23 protein-coding genes are annotated in these 21,544 nt (G+C 61.5%); 13 read left to right on the top strand and 10 right to left on the bottom strand.

Annotated features, from left to right (window positions below):
- Window positions 1-2: 2 nt before the first annotated feature.
- Complete coding sequence (locus AB4O09_RS20575; RefSeq protein ID WP_003200024.1) at window positions 3-857, bottom strand: MurR/RpiR family transcriptional regulator; 855 nt, start codon at window positions 855-857, stop codon at window positions 3-5.
- Between the two features lie 299 nt (window positions 858-1,156).
- Between AB4O09_RS20575 and AB4O09_RS20570 the strand changes: the two genes are divergently transcribed.
- A complete protein-coding gene (locus AB4O09_RS20570) occupies window positions 1,157-1,735 on the top strand; it encodes a histidine phosphatase family protein (protein ID WP_013692674.1) in 579 nt (192 codons plus the stop codon).
- Entirely contained in the window at window positions 1,732-2,490 is a 759-nt protein-coding gene (cobF, locus tag AB4O09_RS20565) for a precorrin-6A synthase (deacetylating) (protein ID WP_028237660.1), read from the top strand. The genes AB4O09_RS20570 and cobF overlap by 4 nt, the downstream gene beginning before the upstream one ends.
- Window positions 2,491-2,659: 169 nt before the next feature.
- Here cobF and ftrA read toward each other — a convergent pair whose 3' ends face one another.
- Complete coding sequence (ftrA, locus tag AB4O09_RS20560) at window positions 2,660-3,619, bottom strand: transcriptional regulator FtrA (protein WP_013692675.1); 960 nt, start codon at window positions 3,617-3,619, stop codon at window positions 2,660-2,662.
- 101 nt (window positions 3,620-3,720) lie between these two features.
- On the opposite strand from ftrA, the gene AB4O09_RS20555 reads away from it, so the two are divergent.
- The 4 genes from AB4O09_RS20555 (at window position 3,721) to AB4O09_RS20540 (ending at window position 7,255) form a co-directional block, all read left to right on the top strand.
- Window positions 3,721-4,155 (top strand): rhodanese-like domain-containing protein, encoded by a 435-nt coding sequence (locus tag AB4O09_RS20555; protein ID WP_013692676.1) that lies wholly within the window; start codon window positions 3,721-3,723, stop codon window positions 4,153-4,155.
- Between the two features lie 286 nt (window positions 4,156-4,441).
- Entirely contained in the window at window positions 4,442-5,221 is a 780-nt protein-coding gene (locus AB4O09_RS20550) for an ABC transporter substrate-binding protein (RefSeq protein ID WP_038859017.1), read from the top strand.
- A gap of 140 nt (window positions 5,222-5,361) precedes the next feature.
- Window positions 5,362-6,474 carry a M14 family metallopeptidase gene (locus AB4O09_RS20545; protein ID WP_013692677.1) on the top strand — a complete coding sequence of 371 codons (1,113 nt, stop codon included), beginning with the start codon at window positions 5,362-5,364 and terminating at the stop codon, window positions 6,472-6,474.
- Window positions 6,475-6,538: 64 nt separating this feature from the next.
- On the top strand, window positions 6,539-7,255 hold the full coding sequence (locus AB4O09_RS20540) for an alpha/beta hydrolase (protein ID WP_003200040.1): 717 nt from the start codon (window positions 6,539-6,541) through the stop codon (window positions 7,253-7,255).
- 132 nt (window positions 7,256-7,387) lie between these two features.
- On the opposite strand, the gene AB4O09_RS20535 is transcribed toward AB4O09_RS20540, so the two are convergent.
- From AB4O09_RS20535 to AB4O09_RS20525, 3 genes are all read right to left on the bottom strand, one after another.
- Window positions 7,388-7,975 carry a DcrB/PsbP domain-containing protein gene (locus AB4O09_RS20535; RefSeq protein WP_038856190.1) on the bottom strand — a complete coding sequence of 196 codons (588 nt, stop codon included), beginning with the start codon at window positions 7,973-7,975 and terminating at the stop codon, window positions 7,388-7,390.
- An 86-nt stretch (window positions 7,976-8,061) separates the two neighbouring features.
- Entirely contained in the window at window positions 8,062-8,847 is a 786-nt protein-coding gene (locus AB4O09_RS20530; protein WP_027912582.1) for a hypothetical protein, read from the bottom strand.
- Window positions 8,848-9,050: 203 nt separating this feature from the next.
- On the bottom strand, window positions 9,051-9,980 hold the full coding sequence (locus AB4O09_RS20525; RefSeq protein ID WP_028237659.1) for a LysR family transcriptional regulator: 930 nt from the start codon (window positions 9,978-9,980) through the stop codon (window positions 9,051-9,053).
- A 152-nt stretch (window positions 9,981-10,132) separates the two neighbouring features.
- Here AB4O09_RS20525 and AB4O09_RS20520 point away from each other — a divergent pair, with 152 nt between their 5' ends.
- On the top strand, window positions 10,133-10,735 hold the full coding sequence (locus tag AB4O09_RS20520) for an NADPH-dependent F420 reductase (RefSeq protein ID WP_028237658.1): 603 nt from the start codon (window positions 10,133-10,135) through the stop codon (window positions 10,733-10,735).
- 59 nt (window positions 10,736-10,794) lie between these two features.
- On the opposite strand, the gene AB4O09_RS20515 is transcribed toward AB4O09_RS20520, so the two are convergent.
- From AB4O09_RS20515 to AB4O09_RS20505, 3 genes are all read right to left on the bottom strand, one after another.
- Window positions 10,795-11,076 carry a hypothetical protein gene (locus AB4O09_RS20515; RefSeq protein WP_003200045.1) on the bottom strand — a complete coding sequence of 94 codons (282 nt, stop codon included), beginning with the start codon at window positions 11,074-11,076 and terminating at the stop codon, window positions 10,795-10,797.
- A 221-nt stretch (window positions 11,077-11,297) separates the two neighbouring features.
- Window positions 11,298-12,323 (bottom strand): purine-nucleoside phosphorylase, encoded by a 1,026-nt coding sequence (locus AB4O09_RS20510; protein WP_460107407.1) that lies wholly within the window; start codon window positions 12,321-12,323, stop codon window positions 11,298-11,300.
- Between the two features lie 46 nt (window positions 12,324-12,369).
- Complete coding sequence (locus AB4O09_RS20505; RefSeq protein WP_003200049.1) at window positions 12,370-13,320, bottom strand: nucleoside-specific channel-forming protein Tsx; 951 nt, start codon at window positions 13,318-13,320, stop codon at window positions 12,370-12,372.
- Window positions 13,321-13,619: 299 nt separating this feature from the next.
- Between AB4O09_RS20505 and selD the strand changes: the two genes are divergently transcribed.
- Window positions 13,620-14,654, top strand: a complete 1,035-nt coding sequence (gene selD, locus AB4O09_RS20500; RefSeq protein WP_460107404.1) for a selenide, water dikinase SelD — start codon at window positions 13,620-13,622, stop codon at window positions 14,652-14,654.
- Window positions 14,654-15,757, top strand: a complete 1,104-nt coding sequence (gene mnmH / locus AB4O09_RS20495) for a tRNA 2-selenouridine(34) synthase MnmH (protein WP_003200052.1) — start codon at window positions 14,654-14,656, stop codon at window positions 15,755-15,757. The genes selD and mnmH overlap by 1 nt, the downstream gene beginning before the upstream one ends.
- Before the next feature lie 136 nt (window positions 15,758-15,893).
- On the opposite strand, the gene AB4O09_RS20490 is transcribed toward mnmH, so the two are convergent.
- Window positions 15,894-16,568 (bottom strand): hypothetical protein, encoded by a 675-nt coding sequence (locus AB4O09_RS20490; RefSeq protein ID WP_027912578.1) that lies wholly within the window; start codon window positions 16,566-16,568, stop codon window positions 15,894-15,896.
- A 317-nt stretch (window positions 16,569-16,885) separates the two neighbouring features.
- On the opposite strand from AB4O09_RS20490, the gene AB4O09_RS20485 reads away from it, so the two are divergent.
- The 3 genes from AB4O09_RS20485 to AB4O09_RS20475 all read left to right on the top strand — a co-directional run bounded on the left by AB4O09_RS20485 (window position 16,886) and on the right by AB4O09_RS20475 (window position 20,098).
- Window positions 16,886-17,584 carry a glutathione binding-like protein gene (locus tag AB4O09_RS20485; protein ID WP_003200057.1) on the top strand — a complete coding sequence of 233 codons (699 nt, stop codon included), beginning with the start codon at window positions 16,886-16,888 and terminating at the stop codon, window positions 17,582-17,584.
- A 190-nt stretch (window positions 17,585-17,774) separates the two neighbouring features.
- The gene (hemB, locus tag AB4O09_RS20480; RefSeq protein ID WP_003200059.1) at window positions 17,775-18,749 is read left to right on the top strand and encodes a porphobilinogen synthase; all 975 of its coding nucleotides are present in this window, start codon (window positions 17,775-17,777) and stop codon (window positions 18,747-18,749) included.
- Between the two features lie 254 nt (window positions 18,750-19,003).
- The gene (locus tag AB4O09_RS20475) at window positions 19,004-20,098 is read left to right on the top strand and encodes a DUF1615 domain-containing protein (RefSeq protein WP_003200061.1); all 1,095 of its coding nucleotides are present in this window, start codon (window positions 19,004-19,006) and stop codon (window positions 20,096-20,098) included.
- 109 nt (window positions 20,099-20,207) lie between these two features.
- Here AB4O09_RS20475 and AB4O09_RS20470 read toward each other — a convergent pair whose 3' ends face one another.
- Window positions 20,208-20,720: a hypothetical protein gene (locus AB4O09_RS20470; protein ID WP_033028182.1), complete on the bottom strand. Its 513-nt coding sequence runs from the start codon at window positions 20,718-20,720 to the stop codon at window positions 20,208-20,210.
- Window positions 20,721-20,913: 193 nt separating this feature from the next.
- On the opposite strand from AB4O09_RS20470, the gene AB4O09_RS20465 reads away from it, so the two are divergent.
- A complete protein-coding gene (locus tag AB4O09_RS20465) occupies window positions 20,914-21,543 on the top strand; it encodes a glutathione S-transferase family protein (protein ID WP_460107401.1) in 630 nt (209 codons plus the stop codon).
- Window position 21,544 lies beyond the last annotated feature (1 nt).

Below are 21,544 nucleotides of genomic sequence, written 5' to 3'. Positions count from 1 at the left end.
CCTTATTTTTCCTCCAACAGGTGCGTGTTGAATTCCGTGCGCAAGGTATCGATGCCTTCCAGGCGTTCGGCCAGCTCGGGGCATTGCAGGGTCAGGCAGGCAATCAGTGCCTCGACCTGGGCCAGCGCTGGCACCAGGCTGTCGAAGGCCGAGATCGATTCCACCGGGGCGCTGATGATCAGGTCGGCCAACTCGCGCAACGGCGAAGCGTAGACGTCGCTGAACAGCACGACGCGGGCGTGGCGCTCCTTGGCCGCGCTGGCCACACGCAGGGCCTGGGCCTGGTAGCGACGGTAATCGAAGATCAGCACCACATCCTGGCGCTGCACGTCGAACAGCCGGTCAGGCAGTTGGGCGTTGTCTTCCAGGGCGAAACAGCCGGCGCGCAACAGCCGCAAATGGTTGAGCAGGTAGTGGGCCAGGAAGCTGCTGAAGCGCCCACCGAAGCAATGCACGTGATGGCGGCTGTCGAGCAACCACTGCACGAGAATGCGCACGTCTTCGGGTTGAGTCAGGGCCTGGGTGTCGATGAGGTGGCGTTGACTGGCGGCCAGGTACTGGCTCCAGGTATCGCCTTGCTGCAATTTGGCCCGCGGTTTCAACAGGGTGCGGGGGGAGCGCAGGCGATGGTCCATGTCACTGAGCAGGGCATCCTGGAATTCGGCGTAACCGCCAAACCCGAGTTTTTTCACCAGCCGCACGATGGTCGGGTCGCTGACGCCGGCATGGTCTGCCAGGCGTGACATCGGGCCGAGGCCGTTGCGTGGGTAGTGATCGAGCAGGGCACGTACGACCTTGCGTTCCGACGGCGTCAAAACCAGGCCGGGATCGGTGATCAGGTCTCTGAGAGGTGGCATCCGTGCTCCTTGCCAGGATGGGTGTTGAATTTCTTTCATAACTCCTGAAAACAGTATTTATGTAGCTGGTGCTACATGTCCAGTGGTTTTTACGTTCCGTTTAAAATGCTCGAATATTGTGCGAAACCCTTGTAGGAGTTGGTCCCGGCTGAGTAGACCAGGTATGTCAGTCGATACTTCTGGCGATGTCGGACATAACGCCTTTTTGTCTCATTTATTTGATTTCGTATAAGGTGCTGTACAACTAAAAGCATGAATATCCCGCCCATGCGACCTTTTCGATTGCCTGAGAATCCAGTGTGCAAGCCACTCGTCTGACCTTGATCTGCCACGCCCGCACCGCCGCCCAGAAGCAGGCGCGCTTTGGCCTGGACGAATCGCTGGACGCCGACTGGCTGGCACGCCGCGCGCAGGTCGAGCATCGCTACCGAAATGTCCGGCAACTGCTGTGCGGGCCGGAACTGCGCACGCGCCAGACCGCCGCGTTGTTCGGCGCCGAGCCCGAGCAGGACCAGGCCCTGGCCGATTGCGATCTGGGACGCTGGCGCGGATTGTCCATCGATGACTTGCTTCAGGCTGAACCGCAAGCCCTGCAGAGCTGGCTCGACGATGCCGAGGCGGCTCCCCATGGTGGTGAATCTGTCGCCCAGTTGTGTCGCCGTGTCGGGGGTTGGCTGGCCAGTCTGGAAACCCGGCCAGGACATCTGCTGGCCGTCACCCACCCCTTCGTGATCCGCGCAGCCCTGGTGAATGTCTTGGGTTGCCCGGCCGCCACATTCAACCGGATCGACATTGAACCGTTGTCCACCCTCGAATTGCGTTTCAACGGCGTATGGCGATTACGCACCCAGGGACCTGGCCAGGAGTCGCCGCGATGAAGAAATTGTCAGTCATCGGCATTGGGGCCGGCGATCCGGATCACCTGACGATGCAGGCAGTGAAAGCCTTGAACCGCTTGGACGTGGTCTTTCTCATGGACAAGGGCCCGGCCAAGGACAAACTGTTGGACCTGCGGCGCGAAGTCTGTCGGCGCTACATCGTTGATCGCACCTACCGTTTCGTCGAAGCCTACAGCCCGGAACGCCAACGCGGCGACCTGGACTACAAGGACAGCGTCGAAGCGTTGAACCGCGCTAAACAGGCCACCTTCGAACGCTTGATCAATGAAGAACTGTCCGACGGTCAACGGGGTGGTTTTCTGGTGTGGGGCGATCCGGCGCTGTACGACAGTACCGTGCGCATCCTGCAGGCGATCCTCGATGCGGGCCGCTGCGCCTTCGAATTCGAGGTGATCCCCGGCATCACCAGCGTCCAGGCCTTGGCCGCCCGGCATAAAGTGCCTTTGAACAGCATTGGCGGTTCGCTGGAAATTACCACCGGACGCCGGTTGGCGGCGGGGCAGGTGGGTGATGCGGCGAGTGTGGTGGTGATGCTCGATGCCGAGGACGCCTATCGCCAGGTGAGCGATCCGGATACGCACATCTACTGGGGTGCCTATGTGGGGACGCCGGATGAAATCCTTATCGCCGGCCGCCTGGGGGACGTGGCCGACGACATCGAACGCACCCGTAAGGCCGCGCGCAAGGCCAATGGCTGGATCATGGATACTTATTTGTTGCGTAAACCTCAATGACGCTTGCACATCAACCTGTGGCGAGAGGGCATGTGGGAGCAAGGCTTGCCCGCGATACAGGCGATGCGGTCTTCCAGAAATCGAGGCGCTCATATCGCGAGCAAGCCTTGCTCCCACATATATGCCCTCACCACAGCAGCGTTCGACAGCTTCATCACCAGTAGGCTATTTACCCCCGCCCAAACCGCTCCCGATACACCGACGGCGCCAACCCGACGACGCTGCGAAACGCCACGCGAAAGCTTTCCACCGAGCGGTAGCCGCACAGTTGCGCGATGTTGTCGGTGTTGTCCCCGGTGCTTTCCAGCAACTCGCGGGCCCGGGCCAGGCGTTCATGTTGCAGCCAGGCCTTGGGCGACACGCCGCAGGCCTGGGTGAAATGGCGCAGGAAGGTGCGTTCGCTCATGGCCGCCTGGCTGGCCAGTTCGCGCACCCCGAGGGGTTCGTGCAGGCGTTCGCGGGCCCATTGCATGACACTCGACAGGTCGCTGCGTGGCGTGCGGCTGACCGGCGAGGGAATGAACTGCGCCTGCCCGCCCGTACGTTGCGGCGACATCACCAACCGGCGTGCCACGGCGTTGGCGACCTGGACGCCATAGTCCCGTGCCACCAGGTGCAGGCAGGCATCGATACCGGCGGCGCTGCCCGCCGAGGTGATGACCTGTCCTGAATCCACGTACAGCACATCCGGGTCTACCCGCACGGCCGGAAAGCTTGCGGCCAGTTCGTCGGCGTAGCGCCAATGAGTCGTGGCGCCCAGCCCGTCGAGCAACCCGGCGGCGGCGAGTACGAAGGCACCGGAGCAGATCGACAGCAGGCGCGCACCACGGGCGTGGGCCCTGCGCAGTGCTTCGAGCAACGCCTGGGACGGTGGTTCGCTGCGGTTGCGCCAGCCTGGCACGATGATGGTCCGGGCGGTTTCGAGCAGTTCCATACCGCCATCGGCCAATACCTGGAAGCCGCCCATGGCGCGCATCGGGCCGTCATCGACCGCGACGATCCGATGCGTGTACCAGGGGAAATCGAATTCCGGTCGCTCCAATCCGAAGATCTCGACGGCGACACCGAATTCGAACGTGCACAGGCCGTCGTAGGCAAGAATCGCGACCAGACCAGGGTTAGGCTGCATTTGGCGGAAAATTCCCACAGAGTGTCTTGTGCGCCACTGTAGCGGTAAGCATCGGGGGGATAAAGTCTCTTCACGCCTTATCTATCCTGGAGTACACGCCCATGACCAGCCTGGTTCGCGAAGTGCCTGCTGCCCCCTCCGATATCGCCCTGCAGCATTTCAGCCGTCGCCTGACATTCGAAACTGATTGTTCCGACGTTCACGCCAGCCAACAGGCCGGTGATATCGATTTTGTGCTGGTGGATGTACGCGGACCACTGGCCTACGAACGCGGCCACGTACCCGGGGCGATCAACCTGCCAACCCGCACGCTCACCGCCCAGGCGCTGGCCGCCTATGCCAAGACCACCCTGTTCGTGGTGTATTGCGCCGGCCCGCATTGCAATGGCGCGAACAAGGCGGCAGTGCGCCTGGCAACGTTGGGCTACCCGGTCAAGGAAATGATCGGCGGCGTCATGGGCTGGCTCGATGAAGGCTTTCGCCTGAGCGGCACTGTGGAGCGCATGGCGGACGAGGCGATCAGCTGCGACTGCTGAGACAGCGCAAACAGCTTTTTGTGGGAGCGAGCTTGCTCGCGATGACGGCGGCACATTCGGCATTGAGGCACGCTGACGCACCGCGATCGCGAGCAAGCTCGCTCCTACAGAACTTCGGCGTTACAACACGGCATTAGTGGCTTTTTATAAGTATTTGTCGCCTCAACATAATTCCCCTCCCGAGTGCCCCTCTAGACTCCCGGCCACTTCGGTTTTTGCTGACCGAACGCTGCTTACGAATCTGCCTATAACGATCAATAAAATACCTGCGCACTCAGGAGCGAAAATGAACAAGCTAGCCATGTTCGGTGCCCTGGCACTGTCCGTATTGTCCCTGTCGGCCGTGGCCGAAGAGGCCAGGCCGATCCGCCTCGGGATCGAAGCCGGTTACCCGCCTTTTTCGATGAAAACCCCCGACGGCAAGCTGACCGGCTTCGATGTCGATATCGGCGACGCCCTCTGCGAGCAGATGAAGGTCAAGTGCACCTGGGTCGAGCAGGAGTTCGATGGCCTGATCCCCGCGCTGAAAGTGAAGAAGATCGATGCGATCCTGTCGTCCATGACCATCACCGACGATCGCAAGAAAAACGTCGATTTCACCATCAAGTACTACCACACCCCGGCGCGGTTCGTGATGAAGGAAGGCTCCGAGGTCAAGGACCCGCTGACCGAGCTCAAGGGCAAGAAAGTCGGTGTGCTGCGTGCCAGTACCCACGACCGTTTCGCCACTGAAGTGCTGGTGCCCGCCGGGATCAACCTGGTGCGCTACGGCTCCCAGCAGGAAGCCAACCTGGACATGGTTGCTGGTCGCCTCGACGCCATGCTGGCCGACTCGGTCAACCTCGACGACGGTTTCCTGAAGACCGATGCTGGCAAAGGCTTCGCCTTCGTGGGCCCGACCTATGAAGACGCGAAATACTTCGGCGGTGGCGCCGGCATTGCGGTGCGCAAGGGCGATAAGGTCCTGGCCGACAAATTCAACGCCGCCATCAGCGAAATCCGCGCCAATGGCACGTACAAGAAAGTGCAGGACAAATACTTCGCCTTTGATGTCTACGGGCATTAATCGCTAAGAGCTGCTGTAGGAGCTGCCGAGCGAAGCGAGGCTGCGATCTTTCCACTGCCAGTTGAGTCCAGAGCGAAAGATCAAAAGATCGCAGCCTCGCTTCGCTCGACAGCTCCTACGCCTAGTTATTCGGAGATTTCATGCAACGCATCGACCATACCCTGCCATGGAGCCACCTGGGCACCGAGCGTCGGCTCAGTGTGTTTCGTTACGGCCATGGCCCGCGCAAGGTTTATATCCAGGCCAGCCTGCACGCCGACGAACTGCCGGGCATGCGTACTGCCTGGGAGCTGAAGCAGCGGCTCAACGACCTCGAGGCGCAAGGCCTGCTCAAAGGGGTGATCGAGCTGGTGCCGGTGGCCAATCCCATCGGCCTGGATCAACATCTGCAAAGCGCCCACATGGGGCGTTTCGAACTGGGCAGTGGCAAGAATTTCAACCGCTCTTTCGTGGAGCTCAGTGCGCCGGTGGCGCAACGCATCGGTGATCGGCTGGGTGACGACCCGGCCGCCAACATCACCTTGATCCGCCAGACCATGGCCCAGGTTCTCGACGAGCTGCCGGCGCCGCTTTCGCAACTTGAAGCACTGCATCGCCTGCTGCTGCGCCATGCCTGCGACGCCGACATCACCCTGGACCTGCATTGCGATTTCGAGGCAGCGATCCACTTGTATGCCTTGCCGCAACAGTGGCCGCAATGGCGCTCCCTGGCCGCACGCTTGAAGGCCGGGGTGGCGTTGCTGAGTGAAGATTCCGGTGGCAGTTCGTTCGACGAGTCCTGCTCCTCACCCTGGTTGCGCCTGGCCAAAACCTTTCCGGCGGCGTCGATCCCAGCGGCGAACCTGGCGACGACGCTGGAGCTGGGCAGCATGGGCGACACTCGAGTGGAACAGGCCCAGGCCAATTGTGAAGCCATCCTCGGGTTTTTGGCCGAGCAGGGTTTTATCGCCGGGGACTGGCCATCCGCCCCCGCCGAATGCTGCGAAGGCTTTCCGTTCGAAGGCACCCAATACCTGTTCGCGCCGCACCATGGTGTGGTGAGCTTCCTGCGTGAGGCCGGTGAATGGGTGGAGCGCGGCGATCCGCTGTTCGAAGTGGTCGATCCGTTGAATGATCGGGTCACCACCGTGCGGGCTGGCACCAGTGGCGTGCTGTTTGCCCTGGACCGCGGGCGCTACACCCAGCCGGGCATCTGGCAGGTAAAAGTCGCCGGGCGTGAACCGATTCGTACGGGGAAATTGAGCAACGACTGATAAGTGCTGTCTACCTCACCGCACGCTTCTTGTCGTGCGGCTATCGAACGATGGAGGAAGATTGATGTTTAAAGCGCTCGCCCTGTTTCTATTGCTGGTCTCGTCCGGGTTGCAAGCCCAACCCTCGCTGCACACGGACTTGCCGCTCAACTACCTGGCCCAAGCCGATGAGCAAGCCGGCAACCGCCCGCTGGTGATCTTCCTGCACGGCTCCGGCAGCAACGAACAGGACCTGTTCGAACTCAAGAGCGAGTTGCCCCGGGATTACAACTACCTCTCGGTGCGGGCGCCGAAGAGCATGGAACAGGACCGTTATCAGTGGTTCGCGAAGACGGGCGACGGTGCCTACGACGGTGACACCTCGGACTTGAAGGCCAGCGGTCAGATGCTGCTGGACTTCATCGACAAGGCTCGGGCCAAGTACTCGACCGATGCGAGCAAGGTCTACTTGGTAGGGTTCAGCCAGGGCGCGATGATGAGCTACGAAGTGGCCCTGCGACACCCCGAAGCCGTCGGCGGTATTGCCGCAATGGGTGGGCGGGTCCTGTCAGTGCTGCGGGCGGAACTGACCCCAGATGAATCGCGCCGGACACTGGCGGTGTTCATCGGCCATGGCACGGCAGACCCGATCATTCCCTACCACGATGGTACCGAGGCCAACAGCTTCCTGAAGACCTTGGCGCTGGAACCGGAATTCCATGCCTACCCGGGCGTCGGCCACAGCATCAGCGCCCTGGAAGTGCAGGACCTGCGGGCCTGGCTGGAGCGGCTCAATCCCTGACTACCCTAAGCCCTTGTGGGGAAACCCTGTGGGAGCCGAGCTTGCTCGCGATAGCGGTGGGTCAGCTTGCATCAAAGTTGAGTGTGCCGACGCCATCGCGAGCAAGCTCGGCTCCCACATGTTCCGGGGCGCTTATTTACCGCTGGCGATCTGCTTCACCAACGCTTCATGACCGGCCTTGTCGCTGGCCCGGGAGATGACCTGCACCACGGCCATGTGCGTACCGGAGGCGCCCAGCAACGTGGTGTCGAGGGTTGGCCCGCCGCCCTGGGTCGCGCTGGTGTCGAGCTGACGCAGGCCCAGGCCGGTGCCTTTTTGGGTCAGGCTTTTTTCGCTGAGGATCTTGGCGTCCGGCAGGGCCTTGATGCGTTGGGCGGCGAAGTCGGCCATGGTGGTGTCGAGGAATGCACCATCGTCGTCCTTCACATTCGTACCGTTGACGATGGTGTTCTCAGCGGCAATCACCACGGTCCTGCTGGTGGCATTGCTGTACATCGTCCCTGTCGCCCCAGCGGTGCCCTGGGCCACTTCACCAGCGGGTAGCGGCGTCGCCGTGAAGCCCTTGGGCAAGGTGAAGGTGAACTTGCCGCCGAGCATCGACACTTTCTGCGCCGGTGCATCGCCGGCAGGTTTGGCCGTGGCCGCTTGGGCGGATACCACGACCAGGCTGGCGATGGCCCCCAGCAACAGGGCGGCGGCTTGTTTACTCAGCAATGACATTGAAACGCTCCACAGATGGTCGTGCCTGGAGGCCGATCATCCCATGGGCGTCGCACCTGACTCCAGCGCCAGTGCAGAAGAGACCGTCATTTTGGCGAAAGGTGTGCGGTGTCGCCGGGCGGTGGCCGCACCAGCAGGCGTCGGGTCACCAGCAACATGGCCATCGACACCGCGACGCCCAAGGCAAAGGCGGGCATGCCCAGCACCGGCAGGGCGAGGGCCAGGGTCAGGCAGAAGGCGGCGAAGCAATACATGCCGGTGGCCGTCGCCCGCAGCAGCGCGGCGGTAAAGGCCGGTCCCCGGGTTTGTTGGGAGAACACCGCCATGACACTGCCCAACACCGGGAATACCGCCAGCAGCCCGCTCCAGCGCTCGCCCACGGTACTGGCCAGCAGCGTCACCGCCAGGGTCAACAGCGCGCCGGCGATCATGCGCAGCAGCAATTTGTCGGATTTGGCCGCCGGCCCGTTCATCACCGGCCGGACCGTCGGGAACAGATATGGCGCCGCCAGCAGCGCGACCAGGGCGATCAGGCTCGACAACGGCAGCGAAGCCGGTAGCCAGGACAGGATCAACGCCACCAAGGCCCAGACCCCTAGCGCGATGCCCAGCGCCCAGGGCCAGTTGCGATGCTGGGCGACCTGGGCGTACACCACGCAGAAAGCGATCATCGCGAACATCGCCGCCAGTGCCGCGGTCGCCGACTGCGCGGCAAACAGCTCGCCTTGTTCCACGGCCAGGAACAACAGGATCGGTCCCACTACGACGGGCAACCCCGAGAGCCAGCCGGCCACGCTCGGCCCCCAACGCCTGCCCGCCCGGGAAATCAGCAGCAGGAACGTGGGAATCACCAGCAATTTGAGCAGCAGCACGCGGTCATCCTTGTCAGTCGTCGAGGCGCCACGTTAGCACCGCCCGCATCGCAAACCCACTGTGGGGGCGAGCTTGCTCGAGATGGTGATCGTACATTTTTCGCGAATATGCCCGCGCACACTTGAACTAGCAGCCGATCGCCACGGGGGTGGGGTGTCTGGGCTGACGTCATCGCGAGCGCGGGCACGAAGGATTCCAGGGCTCAACCCCGCGCAGCACTGAAACGCTGCGCCAATCCCTCACGCTCGAAGTGTTCGGTGATGAAGTCGATAAAGGCGCGAGTCTTGGCCGGCATCAGCGTGCGGCTGGGGTAATAGAGGGAAATCAAGCCAAGGTCCATGTACCAGTCTGGCAGCAGCCGTACCAGTTCGCCGCGTTCCAGCCAGGGCAGCACATCCGGCACGGTCAGCAGCGAAATGCCCAGGCCCAGCAAGGTGGCTTCGCGCATGGCGACCGGGTCGTTGAGAATGATGGATTCAGGCAGCCGCAACGCCGACTCCAATCCGGCAGCATTGCGCATCGTGGCCTGGCGTACCCGCCCGGTGAGGCTGGAGCGCAGCACGATGTTATCGAAGCGGGCCAGGTCTTCTGGGTGTTCGGGGCAGGAGCGTGCGGCCAGGTAGGCCGGGCTGGCTACCGCGACCAGATGTGCTGGCGCCAAGGTTCGCGAGATCACGCCAGGTGTCAGTTCGAAGCCGCCGCCAATCGCCGCGTCGAAACCTTCAGCGATCAGGTCTACCCGTCGGTTCTCGAAATGCCATTGCGGGCGGATCAACGGGTGCAGGGCCAGAAATTGCGGCAGCAACGGCAGCACATGGCCGATGCCGAAGCTTGGCGACAGGCTGAGGCGCAGTACCCCGGCCGGCTCGCCACGCTCAGTGGTCACGGCGCCGATGGCGACCTGCAAGGCTTCGAGATGCGTGCCGATGCTGGCCAGGAAGTGTTCGCCGTTCTCGGTCAAGGACAGCTTGCGGGTCGAGCGCTGGAACAGCCGCACCCCCAGGTTTCGCTCCAGCATTGCTACATTGCGGCTCACGGCCGCGGGCGTCAGGGCCAGCAACCTGGCGGCCGCCGAGAAACTGCCGGTTTCGGCGCTGCGGGCAAAGCATTCGAGATTGGCGAGGCTTTCCATCAAAGTGGCCTGATAGTAATGCTTGAAAATGATTCAACGTATTACTGGCTAATCATGACGTAATAGCAAGGGCAATATGCACCTCAACGGCGGACATCACCGCCCAGGGTTATCCAACTTTGAGGACATACGACATGAGCAGCATCGACACCATCGACACCATCGGCATCATCGGCGCTGGCGCCATTGGCAGTGCATTTGCTCGGGCCTTGGCCCGCCAGAACATCAACGTCGTGATTGCCAACAGCCGCGGCCCCGAAAGCCTGGCCGGGTTGGTCACCGAGCTCGGCCCCAACGTACGCGCCGGCACCGTGCAGCAAGCCGCTGCCCAACCCATGGTGCTGGTGGCCGTCAACTGGCCGAAGTTGCCCCAGGCGTTGAGTGGCTTGCCGGACTTTGCCGGACGAATCGTGATCGATGCCAACAACGCAATCAAAGTCCCGGAGTTCGAGGCGATTGATCTGCAGGGCCGGGCTTCTACCAAGGTGTTCAGCGAATGGGTGCCGGGGGCACGGGTGGTCAAGGCGTTCAACCACATGTTGGCGCGCCTGCTGGAGGCTGATCCAGCGTCCGAAGGCGGCAAGCGCGTGTTATTCCTGACTGGCGACGATGAGCAGGCCCGTGGGGAAGTCGCGCAGTTGATCGCCCGGCTGGGATTCTTCGGCGTGGACCTGGGCCCATTGAGCGTTGGCGCACGCTTGACTCAATTCCCGGGCGGGCCATTGCCGGTGCTGAACCTGGTCAAGTTCGACTGAGTACTTCGCGACATGCGTAAGGAAGCGCTCGATCAGCGTGGGAACCCGGCCTGAAGCACTCAGTCGGGTTCCACGTCCAATTGCAGGCTGTCGTCTGCCAGGCGTTTGGCTCGCCGGACAATGCCGCTGATGCGTCGGCCTTCGGCATTGAACACCACGAGCTGGGCCTTGTGCAGATCCTTCGGCAGCGGAGGTCGCACGTGCAGCGTGAACCATGGCGGTCTGCCGTCGTCAAGGCGTTTGACGTCGAACTCGCAGCTGACACTTGTGGTATTGCGACCAAACATCGTGTCGAGAGCGTAATCAAGATGAGTGCTGTCGGCAGCAGGGTCGAGGGACATCGGCGGTCTCCTGGATGGGTACGCACGGCTGATGTTCAAGTGATTCTTCCCGCAATGGAAAATTCCATTGAGTGATCTGTAGAGATTAGCCTCAATCTGTGGGAGCAAGGCTTGCCCGCGATGCAGGCGCCTCGGTTCACAAAGGACCGCGTCGACTTAATCGCGGGCAAGCCTTGCTCCACAGATCATTCCCTTCTCCCCAAGAGCCGGGCGGCTGTTGATCAAAGACCAGGCACGCCGTCTTTCCACGCCGACCAGTTTTTCACAATGTCCTGCACCAGCGGGTTGCCGGTGCGGAAGAGGTTTTCCAGCGCCGGGACGAACGCGCCCTGGTCGGCATATTTGAGCAGGTTGTCCACTTCGTTGCCGCCGGGCTCGGGGCGGTCGAAATCGGACCCGGCCCGCAGCACGGCCAGCCGGTTGATGTCCACCCGGCCTTCGCGGCTGGCCCGGAGCAGGGCCTCGTAGGTGGAGTTGTCTTCCTGTTGGGTGGTGCAGTAGACGCCTTTGTTATCGGTGAGCAGGCGGGTCCAGACTTCGGCACGCTCGCTCAGGCGCGTACCGGAGAACCAGGTGTTGCCGGCCAGGGTGTCGCAGCGGGTCACCACCGGCGGCTGGTTGGCCGGGGCGTACGGATACTTCAAGCGCCAGGCCGCCGATTCCTTGCTTTCCGCCAAGCTCACCTTCTGGCTGAGGGCAAAGGCCTTGGCTTGCAGGGCCGGGTTGAGTTCGAAGACTTCCGTCTTGTAGTCCAGCGGCGGCTTTTCATTCGGCCCCTTGGTATTGATGCCCAGGTAGCCGGTGGGCCAGTCCTTGGGCACATCCCGCGAATCCAGCTCCCACTGGGTGCCGAACTCCACCAGGTAATGGGCCCAGGCCGTCGTGCCAAGCGTGCCGTGGTGCGGGTTGATGCCGGCGATCCCGGCCACCAGGAAATAGCTTTTACGCAGGTCGACGGTGGGGGAGAGCGCCAGGGCCAGTGTCGAGGCGGCAGCGTTGGTCTGGCCCATGCCGGTGATCAGCAGGCAGACCCGTTCGGCATTGCAGCGGATCGTCGGATACTCGGCGGACAGCCCCGGCACGCGGATTTCAGTCTTGAGTTCGAGGCGTTCGATCCAGTTCTGCGCCTCGGGGGCGAACATCGTGATCAGCATCACTTTGGGTTGAAGCGGCGGCGCGGCCCCGGCAGTCGAGCAGAACAGGGCCGTGCAGGCCAGGCTGATTGAAATAGACAGGCGATTGATCATGTATTCGTGACCTCCATGGATTCGAAGTGGTGCTTCTACGGTTTGCTCAGAATTGATAGCCAACCCCGGCGTAGTATCCCCAGCCATCGGAGCGGGCGCGGAAGTTGCCGTCGCCAAAGTTAAGCTCACTGCCGTCCTGCCAGTTGCCGCCGTTGTGAAAGTAGCGGCCCACCAGCGTAAAGCGCAGGTGCGTGAACGAATACAGCAGGACGTTGGTGGCGACCGTGGCGTTGGCGGTCCGGGCAGGGTTGTCCTTGTGCAGGTCCGAACCGAAATCGAAGTTGGTGAAGCCAATGTAAGTCAGGGATGCGCCGTTGCTGAACTGGCTGATCGGCACGATGTATTTGAGCTGGGCGCGGTAGCCGTCCCAGGAGTATTCATTGCTGGCGCCATAGTTTTCCCACTGATAACGACCATAGAAGTTGGCCGACAGGTTGACCCTCGAGTGGGTGTCGATGTCGGTGCCCAGGCCGCTGTACAAGGTATTCGCACGATTGGCGCTGTTGCTGCCGTGATCGTAGATCCAGTCGAACGCCACATACCACTCCTTGAACGGACCGATGGCCAGGCTGCGACCGGCAAGGTAGTCGATGGAAATACGCGGTTCGTGCTCCATGAATACGGGGGAACCGTGGTCCCACACACCTTTGTCGTGACTGTTGCCAATGTTGAAAATCTTTGGAATGTCGACGTAGCCATAGAGCTCGAAGGGCCCTTTGCGTCCGAAGTATTCATATTCCAGATAGACATCGTCGACCGGTTGCGGGCCGAAGCTGATGTCCTTGCTGCCGATGAGCGTCAGGTCCTGGTTGTACCAGTCCGACAGGTAAGCGCCTTTTTTCGAGGGGGTAGCCTCGGGGCTGAGGGCTTCGCCCTGGGCGGACGCCTCGGCGGTTTGGGCTTGGGTCGTGGTGCTGAGTAGTCCGGTAACGGCGGTCAGTAGCAGGGCGGCTGCCAATACGCCGGGTGTAGCGCGACACCGGGAAGTGCAGTGCATGGAAAGTCCTTGTTCGTGCGGGCCGAAGCCCGGGTTCCGTGGTTGAAAAAAAGCCATCGATCCGCTGGGTAGGATCGATTGCGCAAACGTTTGCACATGTCGTACCAGTTTTTTGTATTGGCTTGAAACGCATGGGGTTCAGGCTTTTTTCCTGTCCTGTTGGTCAGGCTTGGTGCACCGAATTCGGCAGCGTCGTATGAAGTGGCACCAACGTGTTGCAGTAGCATGTGCTCGACGCGGCACTGAGTCGGTAGCGTTGCTGGTAGAATCGGCCATCTTGACTGACCAGAGGTATGCCCATGAGCGAGCCGATTCGCCTGACCCAGTACAGCCACGGCGCCGGCTGCGGCTGCAAGATTTCGCCCCAGGTACTGGAAGTGATCCTGGCCGGCAGCGGTGCGCAGAACCTTGATCCCAATTTGTGGGTCGGCAATGCGTCCCGGGACGATGCTGCGGTGTACGCCATCGACGAGGAGCGCGGGGTGGTCTCGACCACCGACTTCTTCATGCCGATTGTCGATGATCCTTTCGATTTCGGTCGCATCGCCGCCACCAATGCCATCAGCGATATCTACGCCATGGGCGGTGACCCGCTGATGGCCATTGCGATTCTCGGCTGGCCAGTCAACGTATTGGCCCCGGAAATTGCCCGGGAAGTGATTCGCGGCGGTCGCTCCGTGTGCGACGAGGCCGGTATTCCCCTGGCCGGCGGGCATTCGATCGACGCGCCTGAGCCGATTTTCGGCCTGGCGGTCACAGGCCTGGTACAAAAGCGCCATATGAAACGCAACGACACGGCCACCGCCGGTTGCCGCCTGTATCTGACCAAACCCCTGGGTATCGGCATCCTCACCACGGCGGAAAAGAAAGGCAAGCTGCGCGCCGCCGACGTCGGCCTGGCCCGTGACTGGATGTGCACCCTCAACAAACCTGGCAGCCGCTTCGGCAAGCTCGACGGCGTGACGGCGATGACCGACGTCACCGGGTTCGGCCTGCTCGGTCACCTGGTGGAAATGGTCGACGGCAGTCGACTGACCGCGCGCATCCGCTATGACGCGGTGCCGCGCCTGCCGGGTGTCGAGTACTACCTCGACCAGGGGTGTGTGCCGGGCGGTACGCTGCGCAACTACGACAGTTACGCCAGCAAGGTCGGTCGGGTCCAGGAACTGCACAAGCGCGTGCTGTGCGACCCGCAGACCAGCGGCGGCCTGCTGATTGCCGTCACCCCTGAAGGCGAGGCCGAGTTCCTGCGGGTTGCCGCTGAACTCGGGCTGGCGCTGGAACCTATCGGCGAACTGGTCGAGCGACAGAGTTATGCGGTCGAGGTGTCTTGATGAGCAATGACATCACCGATTACCGCGACATCTTCCTCAACGACCGGCCGATGATGGACACGCGCGCCCCGGTCGAATTCATCAAGGGGGCCTTCCCCGGCGTGATCAATTTGCCGTTGATGACCGACAGCGAACGGCAACGTGTCGGTACCTGCTACAAACAGCAGGGGCAACAGGCCGCCATTGTCCTGGGGCATCAACTGGTGTCCGGCGAAATCAAGGCCGAACGCATCCGGGCCTGGGCCGAGTTCGCCAAGACCCATCCTGACGGCGTGCTGTATTGCTTTCGCGGCGGCCTGCGTTCGCAGATCGTACAGCAATGGCTCAAGGATGAAGCGGGCATTGATTACCCCAGGGTCGGCGGCGGCTACAAGGCCATGCGCACCTTTTTGCTGGACACTGTCGAGCAGGCGGTAGCCCAATGCGACCTGGTGCTGCTGGGCGGCATGACCGGCACCGGCAAGACCGAAGCGCTGGGGCAACTGAGCAATAGCCTGGATCTGGAAGGTTATGCCAACCATCGCGGTTCCAGCTTCGGCAAACGCGCCACCGGCCAGCCTTCCAACATCGATTTTGAAAACCGCCTGGCCGTGGACGTACTGAAAAAACGCGCCAGTGGCATCGAACAATTCGTGCTTGAAGATGAGAGCCGTGCGGTCGGCAGTTGTGCCTTGCCGCTGCCCTTGTACCAGCGCATGCAACAGGTTCCGATGGTCTGGCTGGAAGACAGCCTGGAGCATCGGGTCGAGCGGATCCTGCAGGATTACGTCATCGACCTGTGCGCGGAATTTGTCGCCGTACATGGCGACGAAGGTTTCTCGTTGTTTTCCGAGCGGTTGCTGGCAAGCCTGGACAACATCCACAAGCGCCTGGGCGGTGACCGTCACCGGCGCCTGATGAACATCCTGGAAACCGCCCTGGCCGAGCAGGCCAACAGCGGCGCCGTCGACTTGCATCGCGGTTGGATCGAAGGCTTGCTGCGCGAGTATTACGACCCGATGTACGTGTTCCAACGGGAAAAGAAGGGGCTGCGGATCGAGTTCTCGGGGGAGCAGGCGGCGGTGCTGGAATATCTGCGGGAGCGTGTGCCCCGGGGAGGGTGACCACAGGTTTGATATCCACTGTCAATCCCTGTGGGAGCGGGCTTGCCCGCGATAGCGGTGTTTCAGTCACATCAATATCAATGGGTCTGACGCTATCGCGAGCAAGCTCGCTCCCACAAAGGGAATTAGCGACTGATCAAGTCGGACAGGCTTCCTTGCCATTGTCCAAGCCTTGCTTGTAGCTCTGGCTGGTGAGGCTGGCCTTGCCGTTGTGCCAGGTCAGGGTCAGCACATACAGCGAATCAAAGTCTCCCGAGGCCCAGTCTTCGGTAATGGTTTGCTCCTTGCCGACCGCCTCGCCGGCGACCTTGTTGATCAGCTCCGGCAGGTAGCCATGGGACCAGGCGGTATAGATGGTGGCGTTGTGGTACTTGTCGTGCAGCAGTTCGTCAGCCAGGTCGCTGGTGTCGTTGGCCGAATAATTGATGTTCACCGGCAACCCGAGCTTGATGGCGCTGGGGCTGATGGTCATCAGCGGGCGAATATAACTGTAGGAGTTGTCCTGCTCGCCCTCTTCGACATTGCGGGTCGGGTTGGCCGCGAACACGTAGTCGGCCTTGCCGAATTTTTCCGGCAGCAGGGTGGCCAGGTCGATGGCGCGGTTGAGGCCCTGGCAGTTGAGTTGGCCCAGGCCACCGGCGGGTTTCTCGGCGTGGCGCAGGAACACCAGGGTCTGCACGCCGTCGGCTGGTTGGGCCCGGCTGATGCTGGATTCCAGCGCCAATCCCAGGCCGCAGACCACAAGCAGCGTCGGCAGCAGTAGCCACGAACGGTGTTTGAAGCGTCTGGCGAAATTCAGTGGGTTCATCATCGAATAATTATTCTTCAGCACTCTTGAGTCAGGCTGACAAACCCTGGCACCACGAAGCGGCTGGCTTCGGGTGTTTTCCCTGTCGTTACGCCGCGTTGAATCCTCGGGGGCATTGCTCAGAGTCCCTTCAAGCCCTTTGGTTCGATCCTGGCGGGTCCCGGTGCACTGTAAGGCCTCCTGTGTGGAGGTAGGGCGAATGTTAGCGACAGGATGTTGCGGATTTAAGAAGGGCCGATGTGAATTCCGTGACGGGCAGTGATGCCGTCCCGTACATCTTGGATTATCCTCGGGCTTTCCTTCATTTCCGAGCCGACCCCATGCCCGACTTGACCCCATTCCCCATCACCGAAAAGTGGCCTGCCCAGTACCCGGAGTGGATCCAGCTCTACTCCCTGCCCACCCCCAACGGCGTGAAGGTCTCGATCATGCTGGAAGAGATCGGCCTGCCGTACGAGCCCCACAAAGTGGACTTCGCCAGCAACGACCAGTTGTCGCCCGAGTTCCTTTCCCTGAACCCCAACAACAAGATCCCGGCGATTCTCGATCCCCATGGGCCGGGCGACCAGCCGTTGGCTTTGTTCGAGTCGGGGGCGATCCTGATTTATCTGGCGGACAAGAGCGGGCAGTTGCTGGCGCAGGAGTCGGCGGCGCGCTACGAGACGATCCAGTGGCTGATGTTCCAGATGGGCGGGATCGGGCCGATGTTCGGGCAACTGGGGTTCTTCAACAAGTTTGCTGGCAAGGACTACGAGGACAAGCGGCCGCGCGATCGCTACGTCGAGGAAAGCAAGCGCCTGCTCAAGGTGCTCGATGGTCGTCTGCAAGGGCGTGACTGGATCATGGGTGAGCGCTATACCATCGCGGATATCGCCACGTTCCCCTGGGTGCGCAATTTGATCGGATTTTACGAGGCCGGTGATTTGGTCGGTATCCAGAATTTCCCCAATGTGACGCGGGTGCTGGAGCGCTTCCTGGCTCGACCGGCTGTGGCGCGCGGGTTGAAGATTCCGGAATGAGTTAAACCCGACGACTCGCCGATTCGATTACAAGCCACCGGCTGACGTGCATCAATGGCTCGCTGACCTTGCGAGTAGATTATTGCCTGGCCGGTAACACTCTGTTTTCCACCCGCCGTTTGTGCCCTGGCCGGCCAGGGCATAAGCTTTGCCCTTTGTGATCGAGCACCCATTTCTGCCCAGGAGCCCCATGTCCAGCCAGTTCCCCGAAGCACGTCCACGCCGTCTGCGTCGCAATGCAAGCCTGCGCAGCTTGTTCCAGGAAACCGAGTTCACCTTGAACGACTTGGTGCTGCCGATTTTCGTCGAAGAAGAAATCGATGATTTTGTGCCGATCAAGAGCATGCCCGGCGTGGTGCGCATTCCTGAATCGAAGCTGGCCGGCGAGATCGAGCGCTATGCCCGTGCCGGCATCAAGTCGGTGATGACCTTTGGTGTGTCCCATCACCTGGACAACGACGGCAGCGATACCTGGAGCGAGCGCGGCCTGGTGTCGCGCATGGCCGGGATCTGCAAAGACGCAGTGCCGGAGATGATCGTGATGTCCGACACCTGCTTCTGTGAATACACCGATCATGGTCACTGCGGTGTGCTCCACGGCGATGAAGTGGACAACGACCGGACCCTGGTCAACCTGGGCAAGCAGGCCGTGGCGGCGGCCCGCGCCGGTGCCGATGTGATCGCGCCATCGGCGGCCATGGACGGGCAGGTCCAGGCGATTCGCCGGGCCCTGGATGAAGCCGGCTTCAGCCAGACAGCAATCATGGCCTATTCCACCAAGTTCGCCTCGGCACTCTATGGCCCGTTCCGCGAGGCCGGCGGCAGCGCGTTGAAAGGCGACCGCAAGAGCTACCAGATGAACCCGATGAACCGCCGCGAAGCATTGCGCGAATCCTTGCTCGACGAGCAGGAGGGTGCCGATGCGCTGATGGTCAAGCCGGCCGGTGCCTACCTCGATATCATCCGCGACATTCGCCAGGCTTCGAACCTGCCGTTGTCGGCTTATCAGGTCAGTGGCGAATACGCGATGATCAAGTTCGCCGCCCAGGCTGGTGCCATCGACGAAGCCCGCGTGGTACGCGAGAGCCTTGGCGCCATCAAGCGGGCGGGGGCAGACCTGATCTTCACCTACTTTGCCATGGACCTGGCGCTGAGCGGGATCTGATCCCGCACTGCCCCCGGAGTTGGCTGTGAGTCCATGTTCACCGCCATTCCCACATGGTTTTAGATGATAGGAGATTCTAGGTACACCACCATTCTCCTGTGGGAGCGAGCTTGCTCGCGATAGCGGTGGGTCAGCTTGTATCAGTGTTGCCCGTGCCGCCGCCTTCGCGAGCAAGCTCGCTCCCACATTGGGCATAGCCCGCATCCACTTTTGATCGTATGGTTGCTCCGGAATAACGAACCCGATGGAGCACCATGCAATTCAACCGATTGATGATCAGCCTTGCTGCGCTGCTGGCCTTGGCCGGTTGTGGCAGCCGTCAGGCGCAGGAGCCTGAGCGTCAGCCTGCTGAGGTCAAGAAACAGATTGTGCAGTTGTTGCCGGCCAAGACTGTGGATCGTGAAGGCTGGGCGACTGACATCTACGTGGCCTTTGCAGCCCAGCAGATTCCCTCTACCACGCAGAACATCTGTGCTGTCCTGGCGGTGACCGAACAGGAGTCGACGTTCCAATCCGATCCGCCAGTGCCGGGGCTGGGCAAGATCGCTCGTCAGGAAATCAACCGCCGGGCGGCGAAGGTGCACATTCCGGAGCTGTTGGTCAGTGGCGCACTCCAGGTGCGTTCGTCCAACGGCAAAAGCTACAGCGATCGGCTCAATGCGGCGCGTAGCGAGAAGGAGCTGAGCGAGATTTTCGATGATTTCATCAGCATGGTGCCGCTGGGCAAGACACTGTTCGGCGGTTTCAATCCGGTGCACACCGGTGGACCGATGCAGGTCAGCATCGCGTTTGCCCAGGCCAATGCGCGCAATTATCCCTATACGGTGGAAGGCTCGATTCGTCGCGAAGTGTTCAGTCGTCGTGGCGGGATGTATTTCGGCATCGCGCATTTACTGGGCTATCCGGTGAGCTACACCGAGCCGTTGTATCGTTTTGCCGATTTCAATGCTGGCTGGTACGCCAGCCGCAACGCAGCTTTCCAGCATGCGGTGAGTGTGGCGTCGGGCATTTCCCTGGCGCTGGACGGCGATCTGATTGCCCATGATTCCATCATGCCAGGCAGTACGGAACTGGCGGTGCGCACGCTGGGCAAGTCGTTGGGAATGCGCAACCCGACCATTCGCGATCAATTGGAGCAGGGTGACAGCCTGGCGTTCGAGGACAGCAAGCTCTACAAGCGCGTGTTCGAACTGGCTGAAAAGGCCGAGGGCAAAGCGTTGCCACGGGCGGTATTGCCGGGGATCGTGCTCAAGAGCCCAAAGATCACGCGCAAGCTGACCACAGCGTGGTTTGCCAAGCGGGTGGATGAGCGTTATCAGCGATGCATGGCGCGAGCGTCGGGGCGTTAACCAGGCGTTGGCGCGTGAAAAAGCCCGGTGGATGAGGCCGGGCTTTTAGGGGGATGGGTTTGGTGCGGGATCAGTCTCAAGCGGTGTATCGGGTAGGCTGCCAGGCAACTCATGCGTGGTTTTCGATCAGGCGATCAGAGCCACCCTCAGCGACACGACGTTCCAGCAAGCGATCGGCACCACCTTCGGCGACGCGGTTTTCCATCAGGCGGTCGGAGCCACCTTCAGCGACACGACGTTCCAGCAGGCGATCGGCACCGCCTTCAGCGACGCGGTTTTCCATCAGGCGGTCGGAGCCACCCTCAGCGACACGACGTTCCAGCAAGCGATCGGCACCACCTTCGGCGACGCGGTTTTCGATCAGGCGATCAGAGCCACCCTCAGCGACACGACGTTCCAGCAAGCGATCGGCACCACCTTCGGCGACGCGGTTTTCGATCAGGCGATCAGAGCCACCCTCAGCGACACGACGTTCCAGCAAGCGATCGGCACCGCCTTCAGCGACGCGGTTTTCGATCAGGCGATCAGAACCGCCTTCGGCGACGACGGGTTGGGACGAGGCGGCAAATACGTTGGCGGCCAGTACAGAGAAAGCGAGGCTGAGGATGACTTGGCGTTTCATGATGGTGTGCTCCGGGGGTGCAGTGGTTTGTGTGGGGCCATTGTTGTCCCGGGCGATCATCAAGAGAACTTCATTGACATGATGGTGAACATCGACGGCAGTGATAGCTCGTTGGCCCGCTGCCGGTCAGCTTGATGGAACACTGACGGGCTCGCGGGCTCTATCGGCTAACGCTTATGCAGGAGGTGCTTTCATGTATCAGTTATTCGGTTGCAGGCAATCCGGCTCTTCGGCGGTGGAGGTTGCCCTGTGTCTCTGTGAGGTGGCTTATCAGCGGGTCGATGCCTATTCGACGCAAGACAACGATGCGGCGAAAGAGCTCGAGGCGCTCAATCCTCTGAAGCAGGTGCCGACCCTGCAGTTGCCAGATGGCTCGGTGCTGACCGAAGCGGCCGCAATCCTGATTCACCTCGGGTTGACCTTTCCCGCATCGAAGCTGCTCCCGCAAGACCCTGCCCAGCGCGCGCAAGCCATACGGGGCCTGGTCTACATCGCGGCCAATTGCTACACGCCCATCGGCATTATCGATTTTCCGGAACGCTGGCTGGACGAGGCGGACGAAGCGACTCGGCAGCGATTGATATCCGGCACGCAGCAACGGCTGTATCGCAATTGGGCGCGGTTTGCCGACCAGTTCCCGGCCCGACCTTTTCTAGGCGGTGACGAACCGGGGGCGCTGGATATCCTGGCGGCCGTGATCACGAAGTGGAGAAACACGCGGGAGGCGATGCTGGGCGCCCGCCCAGCGTTCCACGAGTTGTTGGAGCGCATCGACCACCATCCGCGCGTTGCGCCGGTGCTGTCGCTGCACTGGCCGTTGTAGG

Source organism: Pseudomonas sp. H1_F01 (genome assembly GCF_054681425.1).
Note: the sequence above shows the minus strand (reverse complement) of the source record. Positions and strands in the feature narration are given on the sequence as shown.

What these genes read in the sequence shown, in the direction of transcription:
- selD (WP_460107404.1), top strand. Translation starts at nt 13,620, where the DNA reads ATGAGCGAGCCGATTCGCCTGACCCAGTACAGCCACGGCGCCGGCTGC.
- AB4O09_RS20540 (WP_003200040.1), top strand. Translation starts at nt 6,539, where the DNA reads ATGTTTAAAGCGCTCGCCCTGTTTCTATTGCTGGTCTCGTCCGGGTTG.
- AB4O09_RS20475 (WP_003200061.1), top strand. Translation starts at nt 19,004, where the DNA reads ATGCAATTCAACCGATTGATGATCAGCCTTGCTGCGCTGCTGGCCTTG.
- AB4O09_RS20505 (WP_003200049.1), bottom strand. Translation starts at nt 13,320, where the DNA reads ATGCACTGCACTTCCCGGTGTCGCGCTACACCCGGCGTATTGGCAGCC.
- AB4O09_RS20490 (WP_027912578.1), bottom strand. Translation starts at nt 16,568, where the DNA reads ATGATGAACCCACTGAATTTCGCCAGACGCTTCAAACACCGTTCGTGG.
- AB4O09_RS20545 (WP_013692677.1), top strand. Translation starts at nt 5,362, where the DNA reads ATGCAACGCATCGACCATACCCTGCCATGGAGCCACCTGGGCACCGAG.
- mnmH (WP_003200052.1), top strand. Translation starts at nt 14,654, where the DNA reads ATGAGCAATGACATCACCGATTACCGCGACATCTTCCTCAACGACCGG.
- AB4O09_RS20550 (WP_038859017.1), top strand. Translation starts at nt 4,442, where the DNA reads ATGAACAAGCTAGCCATGTTCGGTGCCCTGGCACTGTCCGTATTGTCC.
- AB4O09_RS20515 (WP_003200045.1), bottom strand. Translation starts at nt 11,076, where the DNA reads ATGTCCCTCGACCCTGCTGCCGACAGCACTCATCTTGATTACGCTCTC.
- ftrA (WP_013692675.1), bottom strand. Translation starts at nt 3,619, where the DNA reads ATGCAGCCTAACCCTGGTCTGGTCGCGATTCTTGCCTACGACGGCCTG.
- AB4O09_RS20470 (WP_033028182.1), bottom strand. Translation starts at nt 20,720, where the DNA reads ATGAAACGCCAAGTCATCCTCAGCCTCGCTTTCTCTGTACTGGCCGCC.
- AB4O09_RS20510 (WP_460107407.1), bottom strand. Translation starts at nt 12,323, where the DNA reads ATGATCAATCGCCTGTCTATTTCAATCAGCCTGGCCTGCACGGCCCTG.
- AB4O09_RS20465 (WP_460107401.1), top strand. Translation starts at nt 20,914, where the DNA reads ATGTATCAGTTATTCGGTTGCAGGCAATCCGGCTCTTCGGCGGTGGAG.
- AB4O09_RS20535 (WP_038856190.1), bottom strand. Translation starts at nt 7,975, where the DNA reads ATGTCATTGCTGAGTAAACAAGCCGCCGCCCTGTTGCTGGGGGCCATC.
- hemB (WP_003200059.1), top strand. Translation starts at nt 17,775, where the DNA reads ATGTCCAGCCAGTTCCCCGAAGCACGTCCACGCCGTCTGCGTCGCAAT.
- AB4O09_RS20485 (WP_003200057.1), top strand. Translation starts at nt 16,886, where the DNA reads ATGCCCGACTTGACCCCATTCCCCATCACCGAAAAGTGGCCTGCCCAG.
- AB4O09_RS20575 (WP_003200024.1), bottom strand. Translation starts at nt 857, where the DNA reads ATGCCACCTCTCAGAGACCTGATCACCGATCCCGGCCTGGTTTTGACG.
- AB4O09_RS20555 (WP_013692676.1), top strand. Translation starts at nt 3,721, where the DNA reads ATGACCAGCCTGGTTCGCGAAGTGCCTGCTGCCCCCTCCGATATCGCC.
- cobF (WP_028237660.1), top strand. Translation starts at nt 1,732, where the DNA reads ATGAAGAAATTGTCAGTCATCGGCATTGGGGCCGGCGATCCGGATCAC.
- AB4O09_RS20525 (WP_028237659.1), bottom strand. Translation starts at nt 9,980, where the DNA reads ATGGAAAGCCTCGCCAATCTCGAATGCTTTGCCCGCAGCGCCGAAACC.